Source organism: Rhodoferax sp. AJA081-3 (assembly GCF_017798165.1).
In the GTDB taxonomy this organism is placed as follows: Bacteria; Pseudomonadota; Gammaproteobacteria; order Burkholderiales; family Burkholderiaceae_C; genus Allorhodoferax.
The window spans coordinates 1,144,532-1,163,119 of record NZ_CP059068.1 but is presented as its reverse complement, the minus strand read 5'-3'; the positions used below and the strand labels follow the sequence as shown (position 1 = coordinate 1,163,119).

The following is an 18,588-nucleotide window of genomic DNA, read 5'->3' as shown; positions in this document are numbered from 1 at the left end:
CCCGATTTACAGCGCGACGGCTTTTTCGATGATGACGTCGTCTTTGGGCACGTCGTCATGGAAGCCCTTGCGGCCCGTCTTGACGGCCTTGATTTTGTCGACCACGTCGGAGCCGGAGACAACCTTGCCGAACACGGCATAACCCCAGCCCTGGGCGCTGGGTGCAGTGTGGTTCAGGAAACCGTTGTCGGCCACATTGATGAAGAACTGTGCGGTGGCCGAGTGCGGGTCACCGGTGCGGGCCATGGCCACGGTGTAGTTGGCATTCTTCAGGCCGTTGTTGGCTTCGTTCTGGATCGGGGCATCACAATCCTTTTGCTTCATGCCGGGTTCCATGCCACCGCCCTGGACCATGAAGCCGGGGATGACGCGGTGGAAGATGGTGCCGTTGTAGTGGCCCTTGTTGACGTAGGCCAGGAAGTTCTCAACGGATTTGGGGGCCTTGTCCTGGTCCAGTTCCAGGGTAATGACACCGTAGTCCAGCACGTGGAGTTCGACTTGTGGATTGCTCATGATTTATTTCACCAAAGTAGCGGAGTTGATAAGAACGGGCGTTTTGGGCACGTCAGTCGGGAATGGGCCACCAGAACCGGTTGGCACATCCTTGATCTTGTTGATGGTTTCCATGCCCGACACCACGCGGCCGAAAACGGTGTAGCCGTCGGCAGAGCCCTTGGCATTCAGGAACGGGTTTTCCTTGACGTTGACGAAGAATTGGGCGCGGGCGGAGTTGGGCTCATTGGTGCGGGCCATGGCAATGGTGCCGGTCTCGTGTTTGAGTCCGTTTTGCGCTTCCAAAACAATTGGGGGGCGGGCGATTTTTTCCTCGTACTTGGCGTTGTAGCCACCGCCCTGCACCATGAAGTTGGGGATCACGCGGTGAAAAATGGTGCCGTCGTACTGCTTGCTTTTGACGTACAGCAGGAAGTTCTCCACCGTTTTGGGGGCCTTGTCGGGGTAGACCTCGACCACAAAATTGCCCAGACTGGTTTCAAACTTGACCTGGGGTGCGGCCTCACTTGCATACGCGGTGCCAGACAACGCGGTCAGCGCCAGCACCGACAGTGCGGCACGGCGGTTCAAAAGATTCCATAACTTGGTCATATCAAATCACTCCCTCAAAAAAAATCTTCCATTGGTTTTCCTGGCGAATCCAGTACTGCCGTTTGGTCCAACCGACCCGGGCACCTTCGGCGACTTCGCCAAAGGTCACTACCATGGTGTCGGCCACATCGGTCCAGCGCAAATAAGACACATCTTTGAGCTGTATGGTGCGTCCCTGCGTCTGGTCGATTTCGGTTTTCAGCACCGGTGTCCACTGTGCCAGGGATTTGCCGTTGCTGTTGAAGTCGGGCGTGTAGTAGGTCAAAACCTGTTGCAGGTTGCCCGAGGTTTTTGCATTTCGCCAACCCAGCAGGGCATCTTCAAAAGGCTTGCTTTCCGCGCGCACACTGTGCGGCGCCACCCACTGCAACTGGGTCGCGATGACCACCGGTGTGGTGCGCACTTCGACCGTGCGGATGATGTGCTGCAGGTCCGGGTTGGCCAGCACCACACAGCCATCGGTGGCCTGCGGTGCCCGCGAAAACTGGTTGGGCGGTGTGCCGTGTAGCCAGATGCCGCTGCCGGTTTTGCCGCGCTTGTTATCCAGCATGTTGGGGTAGTTGATGGGCAGGGCACCCGAGCCGTAGAAGTCTTTCAGCGACTTGGGGTCCAGGTTACTGGTGATGTAGTACACACCCAGAGGTGTGCGCTGGTCACCTTCGACCGCCTTGGCCGTGCCCGCTTTGCCCACCGAGATGTAATAGTCGGCGATCAGGTTCAGGCCATTGGCCGTGTTCTCAAACAGGTACAGGCGAGACCGGGAGGCGTCTACCGCAATGGCATGTTTGGACTTTTGCGAAATGGCCAAAAACTGGGAGGGCACGGTACCCGGCAAAGGGCGTTCGCGCAGGGCCCGGACGCGCCGTTGTGACTCCTCGCGCAGTTCGGCCAACACCGGGCGCGCGCTGAGAACCATCGATTCGGGGACGTCACCAAAGGTCTTGATGGGCCGGGTCAGTGCAGCCAGCAGATCACCATGCACCAGTTGGGCCAGTTGAAAATGGGGGAAGTCTTCGACCAGGCTATCGGCCTTGGCCAGTGCTTCCCGGTTTTTGGCCTGGCCAATGAGCTTGTAGACCTCTATCAGCCGCGCCTCAGCGACACCGTCCTGGTTTTTGGGCGCAGGGGCTTCCGCCCGTGTTGGCTTGGACCCGGGTTTGGGACTGGCCGCATGTGCCAGGGCCAGGCTTGCGAACGCCAGTGTGAATAGCCAAGTATTGCGATGCGCTTTAAGCATGCCAACAGCCGACCATCGCGGCATCATGTACCGGTGGATTCTTTGACAATCTGCCAGCGGTCACCCACTTTGACCAGATCAAGTGTTTTGCGGCTGGAAACCGACAAGTCGTTGGCTTTGTAGTCTTGGCGAAACTTGGCGACCGCTGTGTTGTTGCCGGAAACAGTAACCGTGAGATTTTCCAGTTTTACCGTGATTTTGGATTTGCTGGTGATGCGCTGGCGGCGCTCCTCTTCCCAGGCGCTGCGGCTCTGGGAACCAGGGGGATCGAAGTCTTTGCCATAAGTGGCCAGATACGCCTTGACGTCGCGTGCGGCCCAGGCCTTGGCCCAGGCGATGACCGCGTTTTCAGCGTCCCTGGCGCTGTTGCTGTTGGATGCGACAACAGGCGCGGTTGGGGCGGGTGTCGGCGCTGTGCTGGACGCGGCAGCCACAGGTGCTGCAACCACGGGTGCAGCAATCGAAGCAGACGGTGTTGTGGGTGTAGGTGTTGTAGGTGCCGCAGCGGTCACGGCAGGTGTTGCCGCAACGGTGGGCTTGACTGCAACGGGGCCAGGTAGGGTGGGAGCCGGTTTGGCGGCAACGGGCGTTGGTATTGCGGGTGTGGCGACCGGAGGCGTAACGGGACGCTGGTTCTTGGCACCGGTGGGGCTGAAGAGTTCACGGATCAGCGCCAGTTTGGGCGGTACGCCTGCGTTGGCGCCATCCAGTTGCAGCGCCTTGTTGTAGGCCTGGCTGGCCAGCTTCGCGTAGACGTCGCCCAGGTTTTCATGCGCCGTGGCATAACTGGGGTTGGTGCGGATCGCCATTTCCAACGCCGTGCGGGCCTTGTCGAACTGGCTTTGGCCGGCGTACAGCACGGCCAGGTTGTTGTAGGGCTCGGGCAGCTCGGGGAAGTCTTCGGTCAGGCGGGTAAAGGTGGCAATAGCATCGGTGGTCTTGCCCGAATCGCGCTGGATCACACCCTTGAGGAAACGCATCTGCGGGTCGCGCGGCTTGGTGGCCAGGTACTGGTCGGCCTTGCTCAGGGCTTCGGGTAATTTGCCGCTGCGCACCAGTTGCGCAACATCCGCATATTCATCTGCATAGGCCGTTGAAAACATCAGGGCTGCGGCAAGGGCGACCAGGCGCAGGGGTCCAAGTACAGTCAAACGGGAGTGCGTCATAGGGCTTTCAGATTCTCAGACGGTGGATGTGCCCTCGAAAAAGGGGCTTTATACTGTGTTGAATTGTAGCTGAGGGGGTGCACCCGCCCTCCGGTGAGAGACCGAGACTTACCCTTACCAGACCTGAACGAGTTAGCGCTGTTGCCCAGGCCCATTGTCCCTGGCAGGCGGCCTAGAAATACCCATGAGTTTGCGCATTTACAACACGCTGTCGCGTGGGCTTGAGCCATTTACCCCCCTGGAACCCGGTCATGTGCGCATGTACGTCTGCGGCATGACGATTTATGACCTGTGCCACATCGGCCACGCCCGCATGGCGATGGCTTTTGACGTGGTGCAGCGCTGGCTCAAAAGCAGCGGTTACCGCGTCACCTATGTCCGCAACATCACGGACATTGACGACAAGATCATCCGCCGCGCGTTGGACCGCAACATCCCGATACGCGCGTTGACCGACGAGATGATTGGCGTCATGCACGAAGACATTGGCCGCCTGGGCATAGAGCCACCCACGGTCGAACCCCGCGCCACCGAATACGTGCCCCAGATGCTGGACATGATCCGCCAACTGGAGGGCAAGGGCCTGGCCTACAAGGCCAGCTCGGGCGATGTGAACTACGCCGTGCGCAAGTTTGAGGGCTACGGCAAGTTGTCCGGCAAGTCGTTGGAAAGCCTGCGCGCCGGTGAGCGGGTGGCGGTGGATGACGGCAAGAATGACCCATTGGATTTTGTGCTGTGGAAGGCCGCCAAACCTGAAGAGCCTGCCGATGCCAAATGGGACAGCGCCGCCAGCGGCCATGCCTATGGCGTGGGCCGCCCGGGCTGGCACATTGAATGCTCGGCCATGAGCTGCCAGACGCTGGGTGAGACATTTGACATCCACGGCGGTGGCGCGGATCTGCAATTCCCCCACCATGAAAACGAGTTGGCGCAAACGGTTGGCGTGACCGGCAAACCCATGGCCCAGGTGTGGATGCACAACGGCATGGTGCAGCTGGACAACGAGAAGATGTCCAAGAGCCTGGGCAACTTCTTCACGATCCGTGATGTGTTGGCCAAGTATGACGCGGAGACCGTGCGCTACTTCCTGGTGCGCGGCCACTACCGGTCCGATATTGGTTACAGCGACGCGCACCTGAACGACGCCCGCAATGCACTCAAGCGTTTCTATACCGCCTTGGATCTGGTCGCGCCGGCGCCACTGGCTAACGGCATCGATTGGACCCAAAGCCACGCGGCCCGTTTCAAGGCTGCGATGGACGAAGACTTTGGCACACCCGAAGCGGTTGCCGTGTTGTTTGACCTGGCAGGTGAAGTCAACCGCACCCAGTCCGCCGAATTGTCTGGCCTGCTGAAGGCGCTGGGCGGCGTGTTGGGCCTGCTGCAGGACAGCCCCAAAGCCTTTTTGCAGGCGGGCGCTGGCTTGGATGAAGCGGCGATCCAGACAAAAATTCAGGAACGTGCTGCAGCCAAGGCGGCAAAAGACTTCGCACTGGCCGACAACATCCGCAAGGATCTGCTGGCCCAGGGCATTGTGCTCAAGGACTCACCCACCGGAACGAGCTGGGAAGCAGTGCAGTGATGGCTGCGGTCAAGAAGCCACCGGCTGAGCGACAGACGCCGTATTTCTGGGAAGAAGCCTGCAAACACCTGGTCAAAAAAGACCGGGTCATGAAGCGCCTGATCCCCCAATTTGGCGACGCGTGCCTGGAAACCCGGGGTGATGCCTTTGTGACGCTGGCACGCAGCATCGTGGGCCAGCAAATCTCGGTCAAGGCCGCACAAACCGTGTGGGAGCGCTTTGAGCTGCTGCCGCGCAAGCTGACGCCGGCCAATGTGCTGAAGCTCAAGGTGGACGATATGCGCGCCGCTGGCCTTTCGGCCCGCAAGGTCGAATATCTGGTGGACCTGGCACTGCACTTCGACAACGGCGCCCTGCACGTCAAATCCTGGGATGCAATGAGTGACGACGAAATCGTCGCTGAACTGATCGCTATCCGCGGCATTGGCCGCTGGACGGCAGAAATGTTCTTGATATTTCACCTCATGCGGCCTAATGTGTTGCCACTGGACGATGTAGGCCTGATCACCGGCATCAGCCATAATTATTTCTCTGGCGATGTGGTGAGCCGCAGCGATGCTCGCGAAGTCGCCGCAGCCTGGGCGCCGTACTGCACCGTCGCAACTTGGTATATTTGGCGCTCGTTGGACCCGGTGCAAGTGGATTATTGATACTTTGTGGGTCAAACCACGTTGCATGGCAAAGATGCTCTGACCCCAATTAAGCAAAATGGTATTGCGGGACCGACCTTCCGCTCTGTCCCCAAAAGAATAGGATGTGACCATGGCAAAGAAGACATTCCTGGATTTCGAGCAGCCCATCTCCGAGCTCGAATCCAAGATCGAAGAATTGCGTTACGTGCAGACCGAGTCTGCCGTCGATATCTCCGCCGAGATCGAGCAACTGAGCAAGAAGAGCCAGCAGCTCACCAAGGACATCTACAGCGACCTGACGCCCTGGCAGATCACCAAGATTGCCCGCCACGCCGAGCGCCCCTACACGCTGGACTACATCAACGAACTGTTCACGCACTTTGTCGAGTTGCACGGCGACCGCCACTTTGCGGATGACCTGTCCATCGTGGGCGGTCTGGCCCGTTTCAACGGCACGCCTTGCATGGTGCTGGGCCACCAGAAGGGGCGTGACACCAAGGAGCGTGGTCTGCGCAACTTCGGCATGAGCAAGCCCGAGGGTTACCGCAAGGCGCTGCGCCTGATGAAGCTGGCAGAGAAGTTCAAGCTGCCGGTCTTCACCTTTGTGGACACCCCCGGTGCCTACCCCGGCATTGACGCCGAAGAGCGCGGCCAGTCCGAGGCCATTGGCCGCAATATTTTCGAGATGGCCCAGCTGGAAGTGCCCATCATCACGACCATCATTGGTGAAGGTGGTTCCGGTGGTGCGCTGGCGATCTCGGTGGCGGACCAGGTCATCATGCTGCAGTATTCCATCTACTCCGTGATCAGCCCCGAAGGCTGCGCCTCCATTTTGTGGAAGACGTCGGACAAGGCATCCGACGCAGCCGAAGCCATGGGCATCACGGCCCACCGGCTGAAGGCCGTGGGTGTTATTGACAAGATCGTCAACGAACCTGTGGGTGGTGCGCACCGCGACATGAAGCAGGCCGCCGCTTTCCTGAAGCGTGCGCTGGCCGATGCCTACCGCCAGATCAGCGACCTGAAGCTCAAGGAGCTGCTGGACCGCCGCTACGAGCGCCTGCAGAGTTATGGGCGCTTTACTGACACCAAGACTGCGGGGCGCTAGGTCCCTGGACGCGTTCGTCACCTCGCTTGGGAGCCTGGGCGGCAGAGCGTTCTGCTCCCCGGTTGCGACGTTGAGCCCCGCTCGCTGCGCGAGCTCCTCCTTTACCTGCGCAGAACGCTCTGCCGCCCAGGCTCATCGGTACGCGCGTTGTGCGCGTGAGTGTTTCCTGTGACCCAGTCGGTTGATCAGGCCATGGCTGGCTTTGATCCGGCTTTACCGCTGGCCGTGGCGCTCAGCGGAGGTGCTGACTCGGTTGCGCTGTTGGTAGCCTCTGCCGAGAAATGGCCAGGGCAGGTGAGTGCCGTGCACATCAACCACGGCCTGCAGGCCGCTGCCACACTGTTTGAAGACCACTGCCGTACGCTGTGCAAACGCCTGAACGTGCCTCTGCACGTACAGGCGGTGAACGCCAGCAAACAGGCTGGACAAAGCCCCGAGGATGCCGCCCGCCAGGCACGTTATATGGCTTTTTCGGCTCTAGCCCCCGATAAATATGGTGGTGTAGCTATCAAATCAATAGCAATCGCACAACATGCCGATGACCAGGTGGAAACGCTGTTGCTGGCCCTGAGTCGCGGCGCGGGGCTGGCGGGCCTGAGCGCCATGCCCGCGCACTGGCAGCGCGATGGTTTGGACTACTACCGGCCTTTGTTGCAGGTGGCCGGTGCCGACATCCGCGCTTGGCTTGTGCAGCGGGGTGTGGCTTTCGTGGAAGACCCGACCAACAGTGACGAGCAGTTCACCCGCAACCGCATCCGCGCGCGGCTGATGCCAGCACTGCGCTCCGCCTTTCCGCAGTTTCTGGATACCTTTGCCCGCAGCGCCAGCCATGCAGCCCAAGGCCAGCAACTTCTGGACGAGGTGGCTGTACAGGACGTGCAAACCATTGCCCGCAGCACGGATGGCCTGCCGCGTATCAAGGCGCTGCAGGGCTTGAGCCGGCCGCGCCAAGCCAACGCACTGCGCTATTGGCTCAAGCAAAACTACCAGTGTGTGCCCAGCACCGTGCAGCTGGCGGAGCTGCTGGACCAGGTGGCCGACTGCACCACGCGTGGCCATCACATCCACATCAAAGTGGGCAGCGGGTTTGTGCAGCGCAGCAGCGATGTTTTGACTTGGTACAATCCCTAGGTTTTGCTTCAAAAATTACTCATTTCATGGCACTGATTGTTCACAAATACGGCGGCACGTCGATGGGTTCAACGGAACGCATCCGCAATGTCGCCAAACGCGTCGCCAAATGGGCGCGCGCGGGTCATCAGATGGTGGTCGTACCCTCGGCCATGAGCGGCGAGACCAATCGCCTGCTGGGTCTGGCCAAGGAATTGGCACCTTCCAAACAGGGGGACGCCTATGGCCGCGAGCTGGACATGCTGGCCGCCACTGGCGAGCAGGCCTCCAGCGCGTTGCTGGCGATTGCGCTGCAAGCCGAAGGCATGGAGTCGGTCAGTTACGCTGGTTGGCAAGTGCCGATCCGCACAAACAGCGCCTACACCAAAGCCCGCATCGAATCCATTGACGACGCCCGTGTGCGTGCTGATCTGGAGACCGGCAAGGTCGTCATCGTCACCGGCTTCCAGGGCATGGACGAGCAGGGCCATATCACCACGCTGGGACGTGGCGGTTCGGACACCTCAGCCGTGGCAGTTGCTGCAGCGATGAAGGCCGCCGAATGCCTGATCTACACCGATGTGGACGGCGTCTACACCACCGACCCGCGCGTGGTGGCCGAAGCCCGCCGCCTGAAGACCGTCAGCTTTGAAGAAATGCTGGAAATGGCCTCCATGGGCTCCAAAGTGCTGCAGATCCGCTCGGTGGAGTTTGCTGGCAAATACAAGGTGCCGTTGCGTGTTCTGAGCAGCTTCACCGACTGGGATATCGATATCGAAGAGGAAGCCAAGTCCGGCACCCTGATTACTTTTGAGGAAGACGAGAAAATGGAACAAGCCATTGTGTCGGGCATCGCATTCAACCGCGATGAAGCCAAAATTTCTGTGATGGGCGTGCCCGACAAGCCCGGTATTGCGTACCAGATTCTGGGCGCCGTGGCCGATGCGAACATCGAAGTGGACATGATCATCCAGAACTTGAGCAAAGACGGCAAAACCGACTTCAGCTTCACGGTCAACCGTGGCGAATACGCCAAGGCCGTGGACCTGCTCAAGACCGTGGTGTTGCCCACGCTGGGCGCGGAAGAAGTGGTGGGTGACACCAAGATTTGCAAGGTCTCCATCGTCGGTATCGGCATGCGCAGCCACGTGGGTGTGGCCAGCCGCATGTTCCGTGTACTGAGCGAGGAAGGCATCAACATCCAGATGATTTCCACATCCGAAATCAAGACGTCCGTGGTCATCGACGAGAAGTACATGGAGCTGGCGGTACGTGCTTTGCACAAAGCGTTTGATCTGGACCAGCCTGCCAGCTAAAACAAAGTTTCAGTGCAGACAACTTGCATGCAAGTTACGCCGGAGCTAAAAACTGCGCAAAGTCGTGAGATAATGCTCGCTGTTCAGGAAACGTGACCGAGTGGCCGAAGGTGCTCCCCTGCTAAGGGAGTATGGGGTGTAGAGCCTCATCGAGGGTTCGAATCCCTCCGTTTCCGCCAAGATAAAACCCTAAGTAATTCATTTACTTAGGGTTTTTTTCTTTGGCGGGCAGGCCGATCAGAAGCAGTGTGCCCAACAGGCCCACAGACTTGCCCATCAAAAAAATGCTCATGCAGCATCCCCACACGAATGCCCATCCCGGGTGGTCCGTGGTGGCGCATTGGATGACCAGCCAAGTGGCTATGTCTTCAAGCAGATCGCTGAAGACCGCCACGGGCAAGGCCCAGCCCAGCATGTTCAGGTATTTGGCTGGCGCATGCGCTGCCCGGTGCAGCCCGGCGTGGCGGGTAAAAGCAGCAACTCCCAACCAGGACAACGCATAGGCGTAAGCCGCAATCAAACCCAGGTCCCAGACCATGGCCCATGTCGGTGAGGCCAAACGGTGGGGTATATCCATGAGGCTGCCGTCGTACAGCCACAGCAACTGCCAGCGAACGTACTCCCAGTTCTGCTGCAGGGCTTCCCATCCGCGTGCCAGCCACGCCTGCCAGTCCAGACCGAGCGGCACAGTGTCCTTGTTCAATGCATCGCCATGTGCCAGAAGAAAAACCAGCATGGCCAGCATCGAAATCCACAACCAGCGCTTGGGCCTTGGGTTGGTCCAGAGGGTGTCTTCAGGAAACCGGTAGGTGCCTTCGCTCACACTGCTGTGTTCGACTGCGGTGACGAATGTGGGAGTGGTCTTGTGCAGGTCAATCTTCTGGGTTTCCCGTACCGCCAGCCCAGTCAATGCCCAGAGACAGTTGTCGTGCAACTGGCTATGGACGGTGGGGGCAGAGGCCATGCCGAGTGGAAGATTCAACGCGGTCGCTACAGCAGTTTCAGAGTCTAGCGAAACACCGTTGTGGTGTAGAACAAGACCGCACTGTGCCGCCTCGCTCACCAGCCAGCACAGCGCTCGGTCCGAGATACCGGTGTGGCCCTTGGCATAACCGCCACCCACATCGCAGTGCGATCCTCGGAACCACAGCTGTTGAATCGTTGCCGGCTTGCCCGTGGACGTGCGGTAAGTTCCATTCTCATTGCCATAGAGTCGTGGCTTGAACTGTGCGCGCTGCTCGTCCAGCGCCAGCGCTTGGCGCACATTCAAAAATCGTTTGTTGTCTATCGTCGGAATGGCGGTGATTTTTGCGCTGAATGGGCCCATGCCGACGGATTCGACCGTATCCCATACCCCGACAAACGTTATCTCCACGACCCGCGAGTGGGTGTCGGCAAACAGCGCCGAAATTTGCTGCGCTATCTGGTTGGCGTCGGTATGTCCCTGTTTGCGGTCCGAGAAATAGGTATGGATCAAGGTGGGCAGCATGGACTCCATGCGCGGCCGCAAGACGCCAAACATGTTGACCAGGCCGCCTACGCTGCGTGCGGTAAAGGCGCCACGGGAAAACCCAAAGATGAAAATCTGATCGCCCGGCTGGTAGTTGCGCATCAGGAACAAATAACACTCGGCAATGTTCTCGTAAGCGCCACGACCAAAGGCCAGGCCCGCGACCCGTTGCGCCTTGCGGTGGATGCTGTCCACCCAGGTGGCACCCGGCAACTCTGCCGGGTTGCCAACCCCGGGGTCATAAAACACCAGTGCCCGGGTGTTAGGGGCCGACTGGGCCAGCAACTGCGCCAACTTCACCACATTGGTGTCGTCCACACCCCCCGTCAGATTGTTGTTGGTGCCGTCACAACAAATGACGAGCTGCCGTGGGGATGGACTTGTTTCCATTCTCAGAGCATTCAGGTATCGAGCGAAGCGCTCCAGCGCTCGCCCCAGGTCTTTTCCAGATCCCGGCGGTTGCGTTTGGTGGGGCGGCCGTGTTCCATGGCCAGCGCGGGCTCGGGGCTCAGGCGCCGTTGTTCGGCGGCTTTGGCTCGCTTCTCCATGCTTTCAGGGGTCTCCGCATACAACTGCTGCGCAACCGGTGCCGAACCGCGCTGTTCGCTGATGCCCATGACAACCACCGTGCGGGGCAGTTGGGCTTGCCAGATGGTCAGCACATCGCCTATCCGCACGTCGCGTGCAGGTTTGACATCGTGTTTATCGATCTGCACATGGCCGCGGTTGACGGCCTCTGTGGCCAGGGACCGTGTCTTGAAGAAGCGTGCGGCCCACAGCCATTTGTCGATACGGGTTTTGTCCATGGATTATTGTGGTGGGTTGTTCAGCGGCAGGGTGATGCAGGCATCCAGACCCACTATTCTTCCACCCTCCAGCCGGTTGTTCAATTGGATGCTGCCGTCCAGCGCCTGCACGATTTCGCGAGCGATGGTTAACCCCAGGCCCGTGCCAGACTTGGTGTCGCCGGTGGCAAAGGGTTGGAACAGTCGTTGGCGCATGTCTTCGCTGATGCCGCTGCCGGTGTCGGCAACGACCAGTTGCGCGTTGTCGCCCACAGGCTGGATGCGGACCGAGAGCTGACCACCGGTGGGTGTATGGCGCGCGGCATTGTGCAGCAGGTTGCGGGTCAGCTCACGCAGCATCCAGTCATGGGCGTGGATGCTGCAGGGCAGGGTGACCAGTTCAAAGTCGATGTCTTTCTCGGCAATCAGTGGCGATACATCCAGCGCCACGGCACGCACCACCTCGGCCCAGTCCAGCGTTACAAAATCCTGCATCTGGCGCACCTGCTCCACCTTGGCCAGTGACAGCATCTGGTTGGCCAGGGCCGTGGCGCGGTCCACGGTGACTTGTATCTCTTGCAGGGCCAGCGGTGCGGCCACATCGCCGCGCAGTGCGGACTGCACCTGCACCTTGAGCACGGCCAGCGGTGTGCGCAGCTGGTGGGCCGCATCGCGGACAAAACGCTTCTGGTGGTCCAGAGTGTGCTGCAGGCGTTGCATGACCTGGTTGGTGGCATCGGTCAGGGGCTGAATCTCGCGGGGGATGTCGGATGCCTCCAGCGGGGTTAAGTCGTCCTCGTCGCGCTGGCGCAGGCTGTCGCTGAGGCGGCGCACAGGCGCGGTGACCCGGTGTACCACCACCAGCACTACGGCCGTGATGACACTGATCAGCAGCATCTGGCGCAGCAGGGTGTCCAGCAAAATCTTGCGGGCCAGTGTGTGGCGCAGTTCCAGGGTTTCGGCGACCTGTACCGTGGCCATGGCCTGGCCGCGCGTGCTGGCAACGGGCTGCAGCAGCACAGCCACCCGCACCGCATCGCCGCGGAAGGTCTCGTCATAAAAATCGACCAGCGCGGCATACGGGCCCTGGTTGGGCAGGGTGCCGGTCCACTGCGGCAGGTCTTGGACGCCGTCTATCCATTTGCCCTTGGCGTCGGACACGCGGTAACTCATGCGGCTGCGGTTGTCGGCCTCAAAAGCCTCCAGCGCCGAGTAGGGGATTTGCGCACGGATGACCGCCTGGTCGCCCACACCGTCCACCTCCAGCAGCTCGCCGATGGCCTTGGCCGAAGCCAACAGCGTGCGGTCGTAGGCGATGTTGACCGCGTTCAGGGCCTGGCGGTACAGGCTGTAGGTGTCCACCACCACAAACAGCACAATCGGCAGCAGGATGCCCACCAACAGATGGCGGCGCAGTGAGATCGGTCGTGGGTTGGTGTGGGGGCTGGCCATTTCAGGCACTGGCCTTGAGCAAATAACCCAGACCGCGCAGTGTCATCAGCGTCACGCCGGTCGCTACCAGCTTCTTGCGTAGCCGGTAGACCACCACTTCAATCGCCTCGTACTGCACCTGCGTTTCGCCAGGGAAAACCACTTCAAACAGGCGCTCCTTGGCCACCGCATGGCCGGGCCTGGCCATCAGTGCGCCCATCAGGGCCAGTTCGCGCGGTGTCAGGTCCAGCACCTGGTGCTGGTGGTAGATGGCGCCGCTGTCACGGTCATACCGCAAGGCACCTACCGCACCCTGTTCGGGCGACTCTTCGCGTGCGGCAGGGCTCGTGCGGCGGCGGTGCAGGGCGCGTACGCGGGCTTCCAGTTCGTCCAGGTCAAAGGGTTTGGGCAGGTAGTCGTCAGCCCCGGCGTTGAGCCCCAGGATGCGGTCACCCACGGTGCCACGTGCGGTCAGTATCAGCACCGGCGTGTGGAGCCCAGCCTTGCGGGCCTGTTGCAATATGTCCAGTCCATCCTTGCCCGGCAGGCTCAGGTCCAGCAGCACCACGTCGGGTTGTAGTGTTTGCCAGGCTTCCAGCGCCAGGGCACCGTCACCACACACATCCACCCGCATGGCCGCACGCACCAGGCTACGTTGCAGTGCGGTCCGCAGGGCCAAATCGTCTTCAATCAAGAGCAGATGCATGGTGCAAGCAGGCGTCGGGAAAGGGTGGTATGCGGGTTTCCCCTAGGGTTTTTGGACAGCGGTTTGACAGGCTGTCCGCGCATCATAGAGGGGAATTCAACAACACCAGGAGACATCCATGCGCCGCGATACCTTCCTCAAATCCCTGCTCGCTCTGACTGCTTCTGCGGGCCTGCCGCTGTCGGCACAGGCCGCTGCCAGCATCAAGATGATGATCCCCGCCAACCCGGGTGGTGGTTGGGACGGCACAGGCCGTGCCTTTGGCAAAGCCATGCTGGATGCCAAGGTGGCCGACAACGTGCAGTTCGACAACAAGGGCGGCGCGGCCGGTGTCATTGGATTGGCGCAATTTGTCAATTCCGCCAAGGGTGACCCCAATGCGCTGATCGTCATGGGTGCCGTGATGCTGGGCGGCATCATCACCGGCAAGCCCCAGGTGTCCCTGGACAAGGCTACACCCATTGCCCGCCTGACCAGCGAGTACAACGTGTTTGTGGTGCCCGCAGCCTCGCCCATCAAGACCATGAAGGAAGTGGTGGACATGCTGATCAAGGACCCCGGCAGTGTGAAGTGGGGTGGCGGTTCGCGCGGCACCACCGAGCACATCTGCGCCTCCATGCTGGCGACCAAGGTGGGTGTGGACCCCAAGAAGGTCAACTACGTGGCCTTCCGCGGCGGCGGTGAAGCAACAGCCGCCATTCTGGGTGGCAATGTGACGGTGGGCGGTGGTGGCTACAGCGAGATGGCCGAATACATCACGGCTGGCAAGATGCGCCCGATTGGCGTCACATCCGATAAGCGCCTGCCCGGTATCAATGTCCCCACCTTGAAGGAGATGGGTTACGACGTGGTGCTGGGTAACTGGCGCGGCCTGTACGGTGGCCCTGGCATCACACCCGAGCAACGTGCAGCCCTGACCGAACTGGTCATCAAGGCGACCAAAAGCAAGTCCTGGACCGAATCGCTGGAGAAAAATGCCTGGACGCCAGCCCTGCTCACCGGCAAGGCCTTTGACGACTTTGTAGATGCCGAGTTCTCCAACCTGCGCGGCATCATGCACCTGGCAGGCATGGTATGACCCAAGCGGCTCTGAGCCGGCGCTACCAGACCATCGTTGGCACTGGTGTGTGTCTGGTGGCGATGGGCTTGGCTTGGGGCGCCGTGGGTATACCGGCGGATGCCGGTTACTCCGGCGTCGGCCCCAATTTTTTACCCTGGTTGGTGTCCGCAGCCTTGCTGGTGTGCGGCGCCTTTCTGGTCTACGAGGCGCGCAGTGGTGGCTTTCGGGATATGGACGAGGGCGAGGAAGACCTTGCGGGGGGCAAGCCCTATTGGCCCGGCTTTGTATGGATGTCTGCCGGTCTGCTGCTCAATGCGGCGCTGATCACCAAGCTGGGCTTCATCCTGAGTTGTGCCCTGTGTTTTGTGCTGGCAGCACGCGGCCTGCGCAATGCCAAGGGCCCATCCACCGATGGCGCGCGTTCATGGATGATTGACATCGTTGTGGGCCTGCTGATCGCCGCGCCGGTGTACTGGATGTTTACCAAGTTTCTGGCTATCAGTTTGCCGGGCCTCACAACAAGCGGGTGGATCTGATGGAAATCTGGAACCAACTTCTACAAGGTTTTGCCACCGCCGGCACGCCGGTCAACCTGATGTGGGCCTTTGTAGGCTGCGCACTGGGCACAGCCGTCGGTGTGCTGCCTGGCATCGGCCCTGCAACGGCAGTGGCCATGCTGCTGCCCATCACGGCCAAGGTCGATGCCACCGCATCCATGATCTTTTTTGCAGGCATCTACTACGGTGCCATGTATGGCGGCTCCACCACGTCCATCCTGCTCAACACACCGGGTGAAACTGCCACCATGGTGACGGCGATGGAGGGCAACAAGATGGCCAAGAGCGGGCGCGCGGGCGCTGCCTTGGCCACGGCAGCCATTGGCTCCTTCTTCGCCGGTACCGTCGCAACCGTCATGGTGACGCTGTTTGCGCCCATCGTGGCGGAGTTTGCCGTCAAGCTGGGGCCGCCCGAATATTTCTGCCTGATGCTGCTGGCTTTCACCACCGTGAGTGCGGTGCTGGGGCAAAGCACGCTGCGGGGTCTGACGGCCTTGTTTGTCGGCCTGGCCATTGGCCTGGTCGGCATGGACCAGATCACCGGCCAGGCGCGGTACACCGGCGATACGCCAGAGCTGCTGGATGGCATTGACATTGTGCTGGTGGCCGTGGGCCTGTTTGCGGTGGCCGAAGCCCTGCACGCTGTGTTGTTTGAAGGCAAGGTGAAGGAGTCCGAGAACAAGATGAGCCGGGTCACCATGACACAACGCGACTGGCGGCGTTCCATTCCGGCCTGGATACGCGGCACGGCGATTGGTGCACCCTTTGGCTGCATCCCCGCCGGGGGTACCGAGATACCCACCTTTCTGAGTTATGCCACCGAGAAGAAGCTGGCCAAGGGCGAGAACCAGGCAGAGTTCGGCAAACAGGGCGCCATCGAAGGCGTGGCAGGCCCTGAGGCCGCCAACAACGCCGCGGTCACCTGCGCGATGATTCCCTTGTTGACGCTGGGCATCCCGGTGTCCAACACCACGGCGGTGCTGCTGGGGGCGTTCCAGAACTATGGCATCCAGCCCGGCCCGCAGTTGTTCAGCAGTTCGTCGGCCCTGGTCTGGGCGCTGATTGCGTCGCTGTACATCGGCAATGTGATGCTGCTGGTGCTGAACCTGCCCATGATCGGCTTGTGGGTCAAGTTGCTCAAGGTGCCCAAGCCCCAGCTATACGCCGGCATCCTGATCTTCGCCACGGTGGGTGCCTACGGCATGCGCCAGAGCGCGTTTGATTTGTTCCTGCTGTATGGCGTGGGTGTGATGGGGCTGGTGATGCGGCGCTTCAGCTTTCCCACGGCACCGGTCGTGGTGGGCATGATCCTGGGCCCGCTGGCCGAGGCCCAGTTGCGCAATGCCATTGCCATGGGTGAGGGCAGCCCGCTGGTCTTCCTGCAGCGGCCCATGTCGTTGACGCTGCTGGTCATCGTGGTGCTGGTCCTGTTGGTGCCTCGCCTGGTGAAGCGTCTGTCCAGACGCTCCGGTTTGGCGCTTGGCTGAAGTCGTCAGGTAAAAGTCAGCCTCTAGCCCCCGTCGGATATGCTTATATTGCTATTTAATTTATAGCAATGCGGTGGTGGGGTTTTGGCTGACTCCGTTTGGATATTGCGGGGGTAATATGCGCGGATGGACAAGTTGGACACCCTGCCGCGCGACGCACAGAGCATTCTGGAGCTGGCTGCGCGCTCCATGTTTGACCTCTTCGCCAATGCCAGCGAGGGCATGATGTTGGTGGACCGCGCGGCCCGCGTGGTCTGGATCAACGACCAGTACAAGCGGTTTCTGCCGGCCCTGGGTTACGAGCGTGAAGAAGATTTTGTGGGTCACCCGGTCTCGACTGTGGTGCACAACACGCAGATGCACCAGGTGCTGGAGACCGGCAAACCCATACTGATTGATTTGTTGTCCAACAAGGCGGGCACCTTTGTGGTCAGCCGCATCCCGCTGCGTGATGCGGCGGGCAATGTGATCGGTGCGCTGGGCATTGTGTTGTTTGACCATGCCGAGACCACGCTGCAACCGCTGATCGAAAAATTTTCGCTGCTGCAGCGCGACCTGGACGACGCCCGGCGGGAGTTGGCCACCCAGCGCCTGCGCCAGACCGGACAGCGCCAATCCAAATACACCTTTGCCAGTTTTATAGGCCTCAGTGCTGCTGCGGTCGAGGTCAAGCGCCAGGCGCGACGGGCCGCGCAGTCGTCCAGCCCGGTGCTGTTGCTGGGTGAGACGGGCACGGGCAAGGAACTGCTGGCCCATGCCATCCACGCGGCCTCCGCCCGCGCCAGTGGGCCGTTTATCAGCGTCAATATCGCAGCCGTGCCCGATACCTTGCTGGAGGCCGAGTTTTTTGGTTTTGCCCCCGGCGCCTTTACCGGCGCCGACCGCAAAGGGCGCGACGGCAAGTTCCGCCTGGCCGACGGAGGCACTTTGTTCCTGGATGAAATTGGCGACATGCCGGTGGCCCTGCAGTCCAAACTGCTGCGCGCCCTGCAGGAGGGCGAGATCGAACCCCTGGGCTCCAACAAGCTGATCCCGTTTGACGTGCGGGTGATTGCGGCCACCTCGCGCGACCTGTCGCGCCTGGTGCGAGAGGGGGGGTTCCGCGAAGACTTGTTTTATCGCCTGAACGTGCTGCCCATCCGTGTGCCACCCTTGCGCGAACGCCGGGAAGACATTGCCGCGCTGCTGGAAGCCCTGGGTGAAGACGTGGCGCTGCGCAGCGGTATGTTGCCACCCGAGCTGTCGGCCCAGGCCCTGGCACTGCTGGAGGCCCAGCCCTGGCGCGGCAACATCCGCGAGCTGCGCAATGTGCTGGAGCAGGCCGCCATGCGCAGCGACTCCCAGCGCATCGAGGTACCGCAGCTGGAGGCCGTGCTGCGTGAATCCGGCTTGCAGCAGGTGGAGGTTGCACCTGCGCGGGCGTTATCCAGCCTGCCGGTGGTGACGGCCTTGTTGGATGAGGGGCAGTCCCACGATATGGCAGCCCTGTTGCGGCCCCTGTCGGTGCAGATTACCGAGCTGGAGCAGAAGGCGATTCGGGCCGCAATGGATGCCAACCGGGGCAACAAGGTGGCGGCTGCAAAAATGCTGGGCGTGGCGCGGGCAACGCTGTATGCTCGTTTGGGCGATGACTGAAAACTGAACATATGTATAAATTTCAGTCACATGCAGTTGTATTGAAATTAGGCAATTTCCTGCGTATTCACCTCTTTAGTGCGTAGAAACCCTAATCAAAACAACGATTCGGAGGTTGGCACGCTTCCTGCGCACCAATCTGGATTGAACGATTACAACAGG

Annotated in this window: 17 protein-coding genes and 1 tRNA gene; 10 read left to right on the top strand and 8 right to left on the bottom strand. The window is 60.7% G+C overall.

The window, feature by feature from the left end:
* Nucleotides 1-6: 6 nt before the first annotated feature.
* From HZ993_RS05430 to HZ993_RS05415, 4 genes are read right to left on the bottom strand one after another with little or no spacing between them, the layout of a single operon-like run.
* Nucleotides 7-513 carry a peptidylprolyl isomerase gene (locus HZ993_RS05430; RefSeq protein WP_209396241.1) on the bottom strand — a complete coding sequence of 169 codons (507 nt, stop codon included), beginning with the start codon at nt 511-513 and terminating at the stop codon, nt 7-9.
* A 3-nt stretch (nt 514-516) separates the two neighbouring features.
* A complete protein-coding gene (locus HZ993_RS05425; protein ID WP_209396240.1) occupies nt 517-1,104 on the bottom strand; it encodes a peptidylprolyl isomerase in 588 nt (195 codons plus the stop codon).
* A 1-nt stretch (nt 1,105) separates the two neighbouring features.
* Nucleotides 1,106-2,341: a murein L,D-transpeptidase family protein gene (locus tag HZ993_RS05420; RefSeq protein ID WP_209396239.1), complete on the bottom strand. Its 1,236-nt coding sequence runs from the start codon at nt 2,339-2,341 to the stop codon at nt 1,106-1,108.
* 23 nt (nt 2,342-2,364) lie between these two features.
* Nucleotides 2,365-3,507, bottom strand: coding sequence for a nuclear transport factor 2 family protein (locus tag HZ993_RS05415; RefSeq protein WP_209396238.1), 1,143 nt, complete (start codon nt 3,505-3,507; stop codon nt 2,365-2,367).
* A gap of 184 nt (nt 3,508-3,691) precedes the next feature.
* On the opposite strand from HZ993_RS05415, the gene cysS reads away from it, so the two are divergent.
* From cysS to HZ993_RS05385, 6 genes are all read left to right on the top strand, one after another.
* On the top strand, nt 3,692-5,089 hold the full coding sequence (gene cysS, locus HZ993_RS05410) for a cysteine--tRNA ligase (RefSeq protein ID WP_209396237.1): 1,398 nt from the start codon (nt 3,692-3,694) through the stop codon (nt 5,087-5,089).
* Complete coding sequence (locus tag HZ993_RS05405) at nt 5,089-5,739, top strand: DNA-3-methyladenine glycosylase (protein WP_209396236.1); 651 nt, start codon at nt 5,089-5,091, stop codon at nt 5,737-5,739. The genes cysS and HZ993_RS05405 overlap by 1 nt, the downstream gene beginning before the upstream one ends.
* A gap of 112 nt (nt 5,740-5,851) precedes the next feature.
* The gene (locus HZ993_RS05400; RefSeq protein WP_209396235.1) at nt 5,852-6,829 is read left to right on the top strand and encodes an acetyl-CoA carboxylase carboxyltransferase subunit alpha; all 978 of its coding nucleotides are present in this window, start codon (nt 5,852-5,854) and stop codon (nt 6,827-6,829) included.
* 168 nt (nt 6,830-6,997) lie between these two features.
* Nucleotides 6,998-7,960 (top strand): tRNA lysidine(34) synthetase TilS, encoded by a 963-nt coding sequence (gene tilS / locus HZ993_RS05395; protein ID WP_209396234.1) that lies wholly within the window; start codon nt 6,998-7,000, stop codon nt 7,958-7,960.
* A gap of 26 nt (nt 7,961-7,986) precedes the next feature.
* Nucleotides 7,987-9,255 (top strand): aspartate kinase, encoded by a 1,269-nt coding sequence (locus tag HZ993_RS05390; protein WP_209396233.1) that lies wholly within the window; start codon nt 7,987-7,989, stop codon nt 9,253-9,255.
* Nucleotides 9,256-9,341: 86 nt separating this feature from the next.
* Nucleotides 9,342-9,434 (top strand) — tRNA-Ser (locus HZ993_RS05385).
* 23 nt (nt 9,435-9,457) lie between these two features.
* On the opposite strand, the gene HZ993_RS05380 is transcribed toward HZ993_RS05385, so the two are convergent.
* From HZ993_RS05380 to HZ993_RS05365, 4 genes are read right to left on the bottom strand one after another with little or no spacing between them, the layout of a single operon-like run.
* On the bottom strand, nt 9,458-11,155 hold the full coding sequence (locus tag HZ993_RS05380) for a DUF2235 domain-containing protein (protein WP_209396232.1): 1,698 nt from the start codon (nt 11,153-11,155) through the stop codon (nt 9,458-9,460).
* Nucleotides 11,156-11,166: 11 nt separating this feature from the next.
* Nucleotides 11,167-11,571: an RNA-binding S4 domain-containing protein gene (locus HZ993_RS05375; protein ID WP_209396231.1), complete on the bottom strand. Its 405-nt coding sequence runs from the start codon at nt 11,569-11,571 to the stop codon at nt 11,167-11,169.
* 3 nt (nt 11,572-11,574) lie between these two features.
* On the bottom strand, nt 11,575-13,002 hold the full coding sequence (locus tag HZ993_RS05370; RefSeq protein WP_209396230.1) for a sensor histidine kinase: 1,428 nt from the start codon (nt 13,000-13,002) through the stop codon (nt 11,575-11,577).
* Nucleotide 13,003: 1 nt separating this feature from the next.
* Nucleotides 13,004-13,687, bottom strand: a complete 684-nt coding sequence (locus HZ993_RS05365) for a response regulator transcription factor (RefSeq protein ID WP_209396229.1) — start codon at nt 13,685-13,687, stop codon at nt 13,004-13,006.
* A gap of 118 nt (nt 13,688-13,805) precedes the next feature.
* On the opposite strand from HZ993_RS05365, the gene HZ993_RS05360 reads away from it, so the two are divergent.
* The 4 genes from HZ993_RS05360 (at nt 13,806) to HZ993_RS05345 (ending at nt 18,426) form a co-directional block, all read left to right on the top strand.
* Entirely contained in the window at nt 13,806-14,765 is a 960-nt protein-coding gene (locus HZ993_RS05360; protein ID WP_209396228.1) for a tripartite tricarboxylate transporter substrate binding protein, read from the top strand.
* Nucleotides 14,762-15,283, top strand: coding sequence for a tripartite tricarboxylate transporter TctB family protein (locus tag HZ993_RS05355; protein ID WP_209396227.1), 522 nt, complete (start codon nt 14,762-14,764; stop codon nt 15,281-15,283). The genes HZ993_RS05360 and HZ993_RS05355 overlap by 4 nt, the downstream gene beginning before the upstream one ends.
* Complete coding sequence (locus tag HZ993_RS05350) at nt 15,283-16,791, top strand: tripartite tricarboxylate transporter permease (RefSeq protein WP_209396226.1); 1,509 nt, start codon at nt 15,283-15,285, stop codon at nt 16,789-16,791. The genes HZ993_RS05355 and HZ993_RS05350 overlap by 1 nt, the downstream gene beginning before the upstream one ends.
* Before the next feature lie 126 nt (nt 16,792-16,917).
* The gene (locus HZ993_RS05345) at nt 16,918-18,426 is read left to right on the top strand and encodes a sigma-54-dependent Fis family transcriptional regulator (protein WP_209396225.1); all 1,509 of its coding nucleotides are present in this window, start codon (nt 16,918-16,920) and stop codon (nt 18,424-18,426) included.
* The last annotated feature ends 162 nt before the right edge of the window (nt 18,427-18,588 follow it).

Coding starts and splice junctions, on each gene's coding strand:
- HZ993_RS05350 (WP_209396226.1), top strand. CDS start 15,283: ATGGAAATCTGGAACCAACTTCTACAAGGTTTTGCCACCGCCGGCACG.
- HZ993_RS05365 (WP_209396229.1), bottom strand. CDS start 13,687: ATGCATCTGCTCTTGATTGAAGACGATTTGGCCCTGCGGACCGCACTG.
- HZ993_RS05375 (WP_209396231.1), bottom strand. CDS start 11,571: ATGGACAAAACCCGTATCGACAAATGGCTGTGGGCCGCACGCTTCTTC.
- HZ993_RS05400 (WP_209396235.1), top strand. CDS start 5,852: ATGGCAAAGAAGACATTCCTGGATTTCGAGCAGCCCATCTCCGAGCTC.
- cysS (WP_209396237.1), top strand. CDS start 3,692: ATGAGTTTGCGCATTTACAACACGCTGTCGCGTGGGCTTGAGCCATTT.
- HZ993_RS05355 (WP_209396227.1), top strand. CDS start 14,762: ATGACCCAAGCGGCTCTGAGCCGGCGCTACCAGACCATCGTTGGCACT.
- HZ993_RS05405 (WP_209396236.1), top strand. CDS start 5,089: ATGGCTGCGGTCAAGAAGCCACCGGCTGAGCGACAGACGCCGTATTTC.
- HZ993_RS05420 (WP_209396239.1), bottom strand. CDS start 2,341: ATGCTTAAAGCGCATCGCAATACTTGGCTATTCACACTGGCGTTCGCA.
- HZ993_RS05430 (WP_209396241.1), bottom strand. CDS start 513: ATGAGCAATCCACAAGTCGAACTCCACGTGCTGGACTACGGTGTCATT.
- HZ993_RS05390 (WP_209396233.1), top strand. CDS start 7,987: ATGGCACTGATTGTTCACAAATACGGCGGCACGTCGATGGGTTCAACG.
- HZ993_RS05345 (WP_209396225.1), top strand. CDS start 16,918: ATGGACAAGTTGGACACCCTGCCGCGCGACGCACAGAGCATTCTGGAG.
- HZ993_RS05380 (WP_209396232.1), bottom strand. CDS start 11,155: ATGGAAACAAGTCCATCCCCACGGCAGCTCGTCATTTGTTGTGACGGC.
- HZ993_RS05425 (WP_209396240.1), bottom strand. CDS start 1,104: ATGACCAAGTTATGGAATCTTTTGAACCGCCGTGCCGCACTGTCGGTG.
- HZ993_RS05360 (WP_209396228.1), top strand. CDS start 13,806: ATGCGCCGCGATACCTTCCTCAAATCCCTGCTCGCTCTGACTGCTTCT.
- HZ993_RS05370 (WP_209396230.1), bottom strand. CDS start 13,002: ATGGCCAGCCCCCACACCAACCCACGACCGATCTCACTGCGCCGCCAT.
- HZ993_RS05415 (WP_209396238.1), bottom strand. CDS start 3,507: ATGACGCACTCCCGTTTGACTGTACTTGGACCCCTGCGCCTGGTCGCC.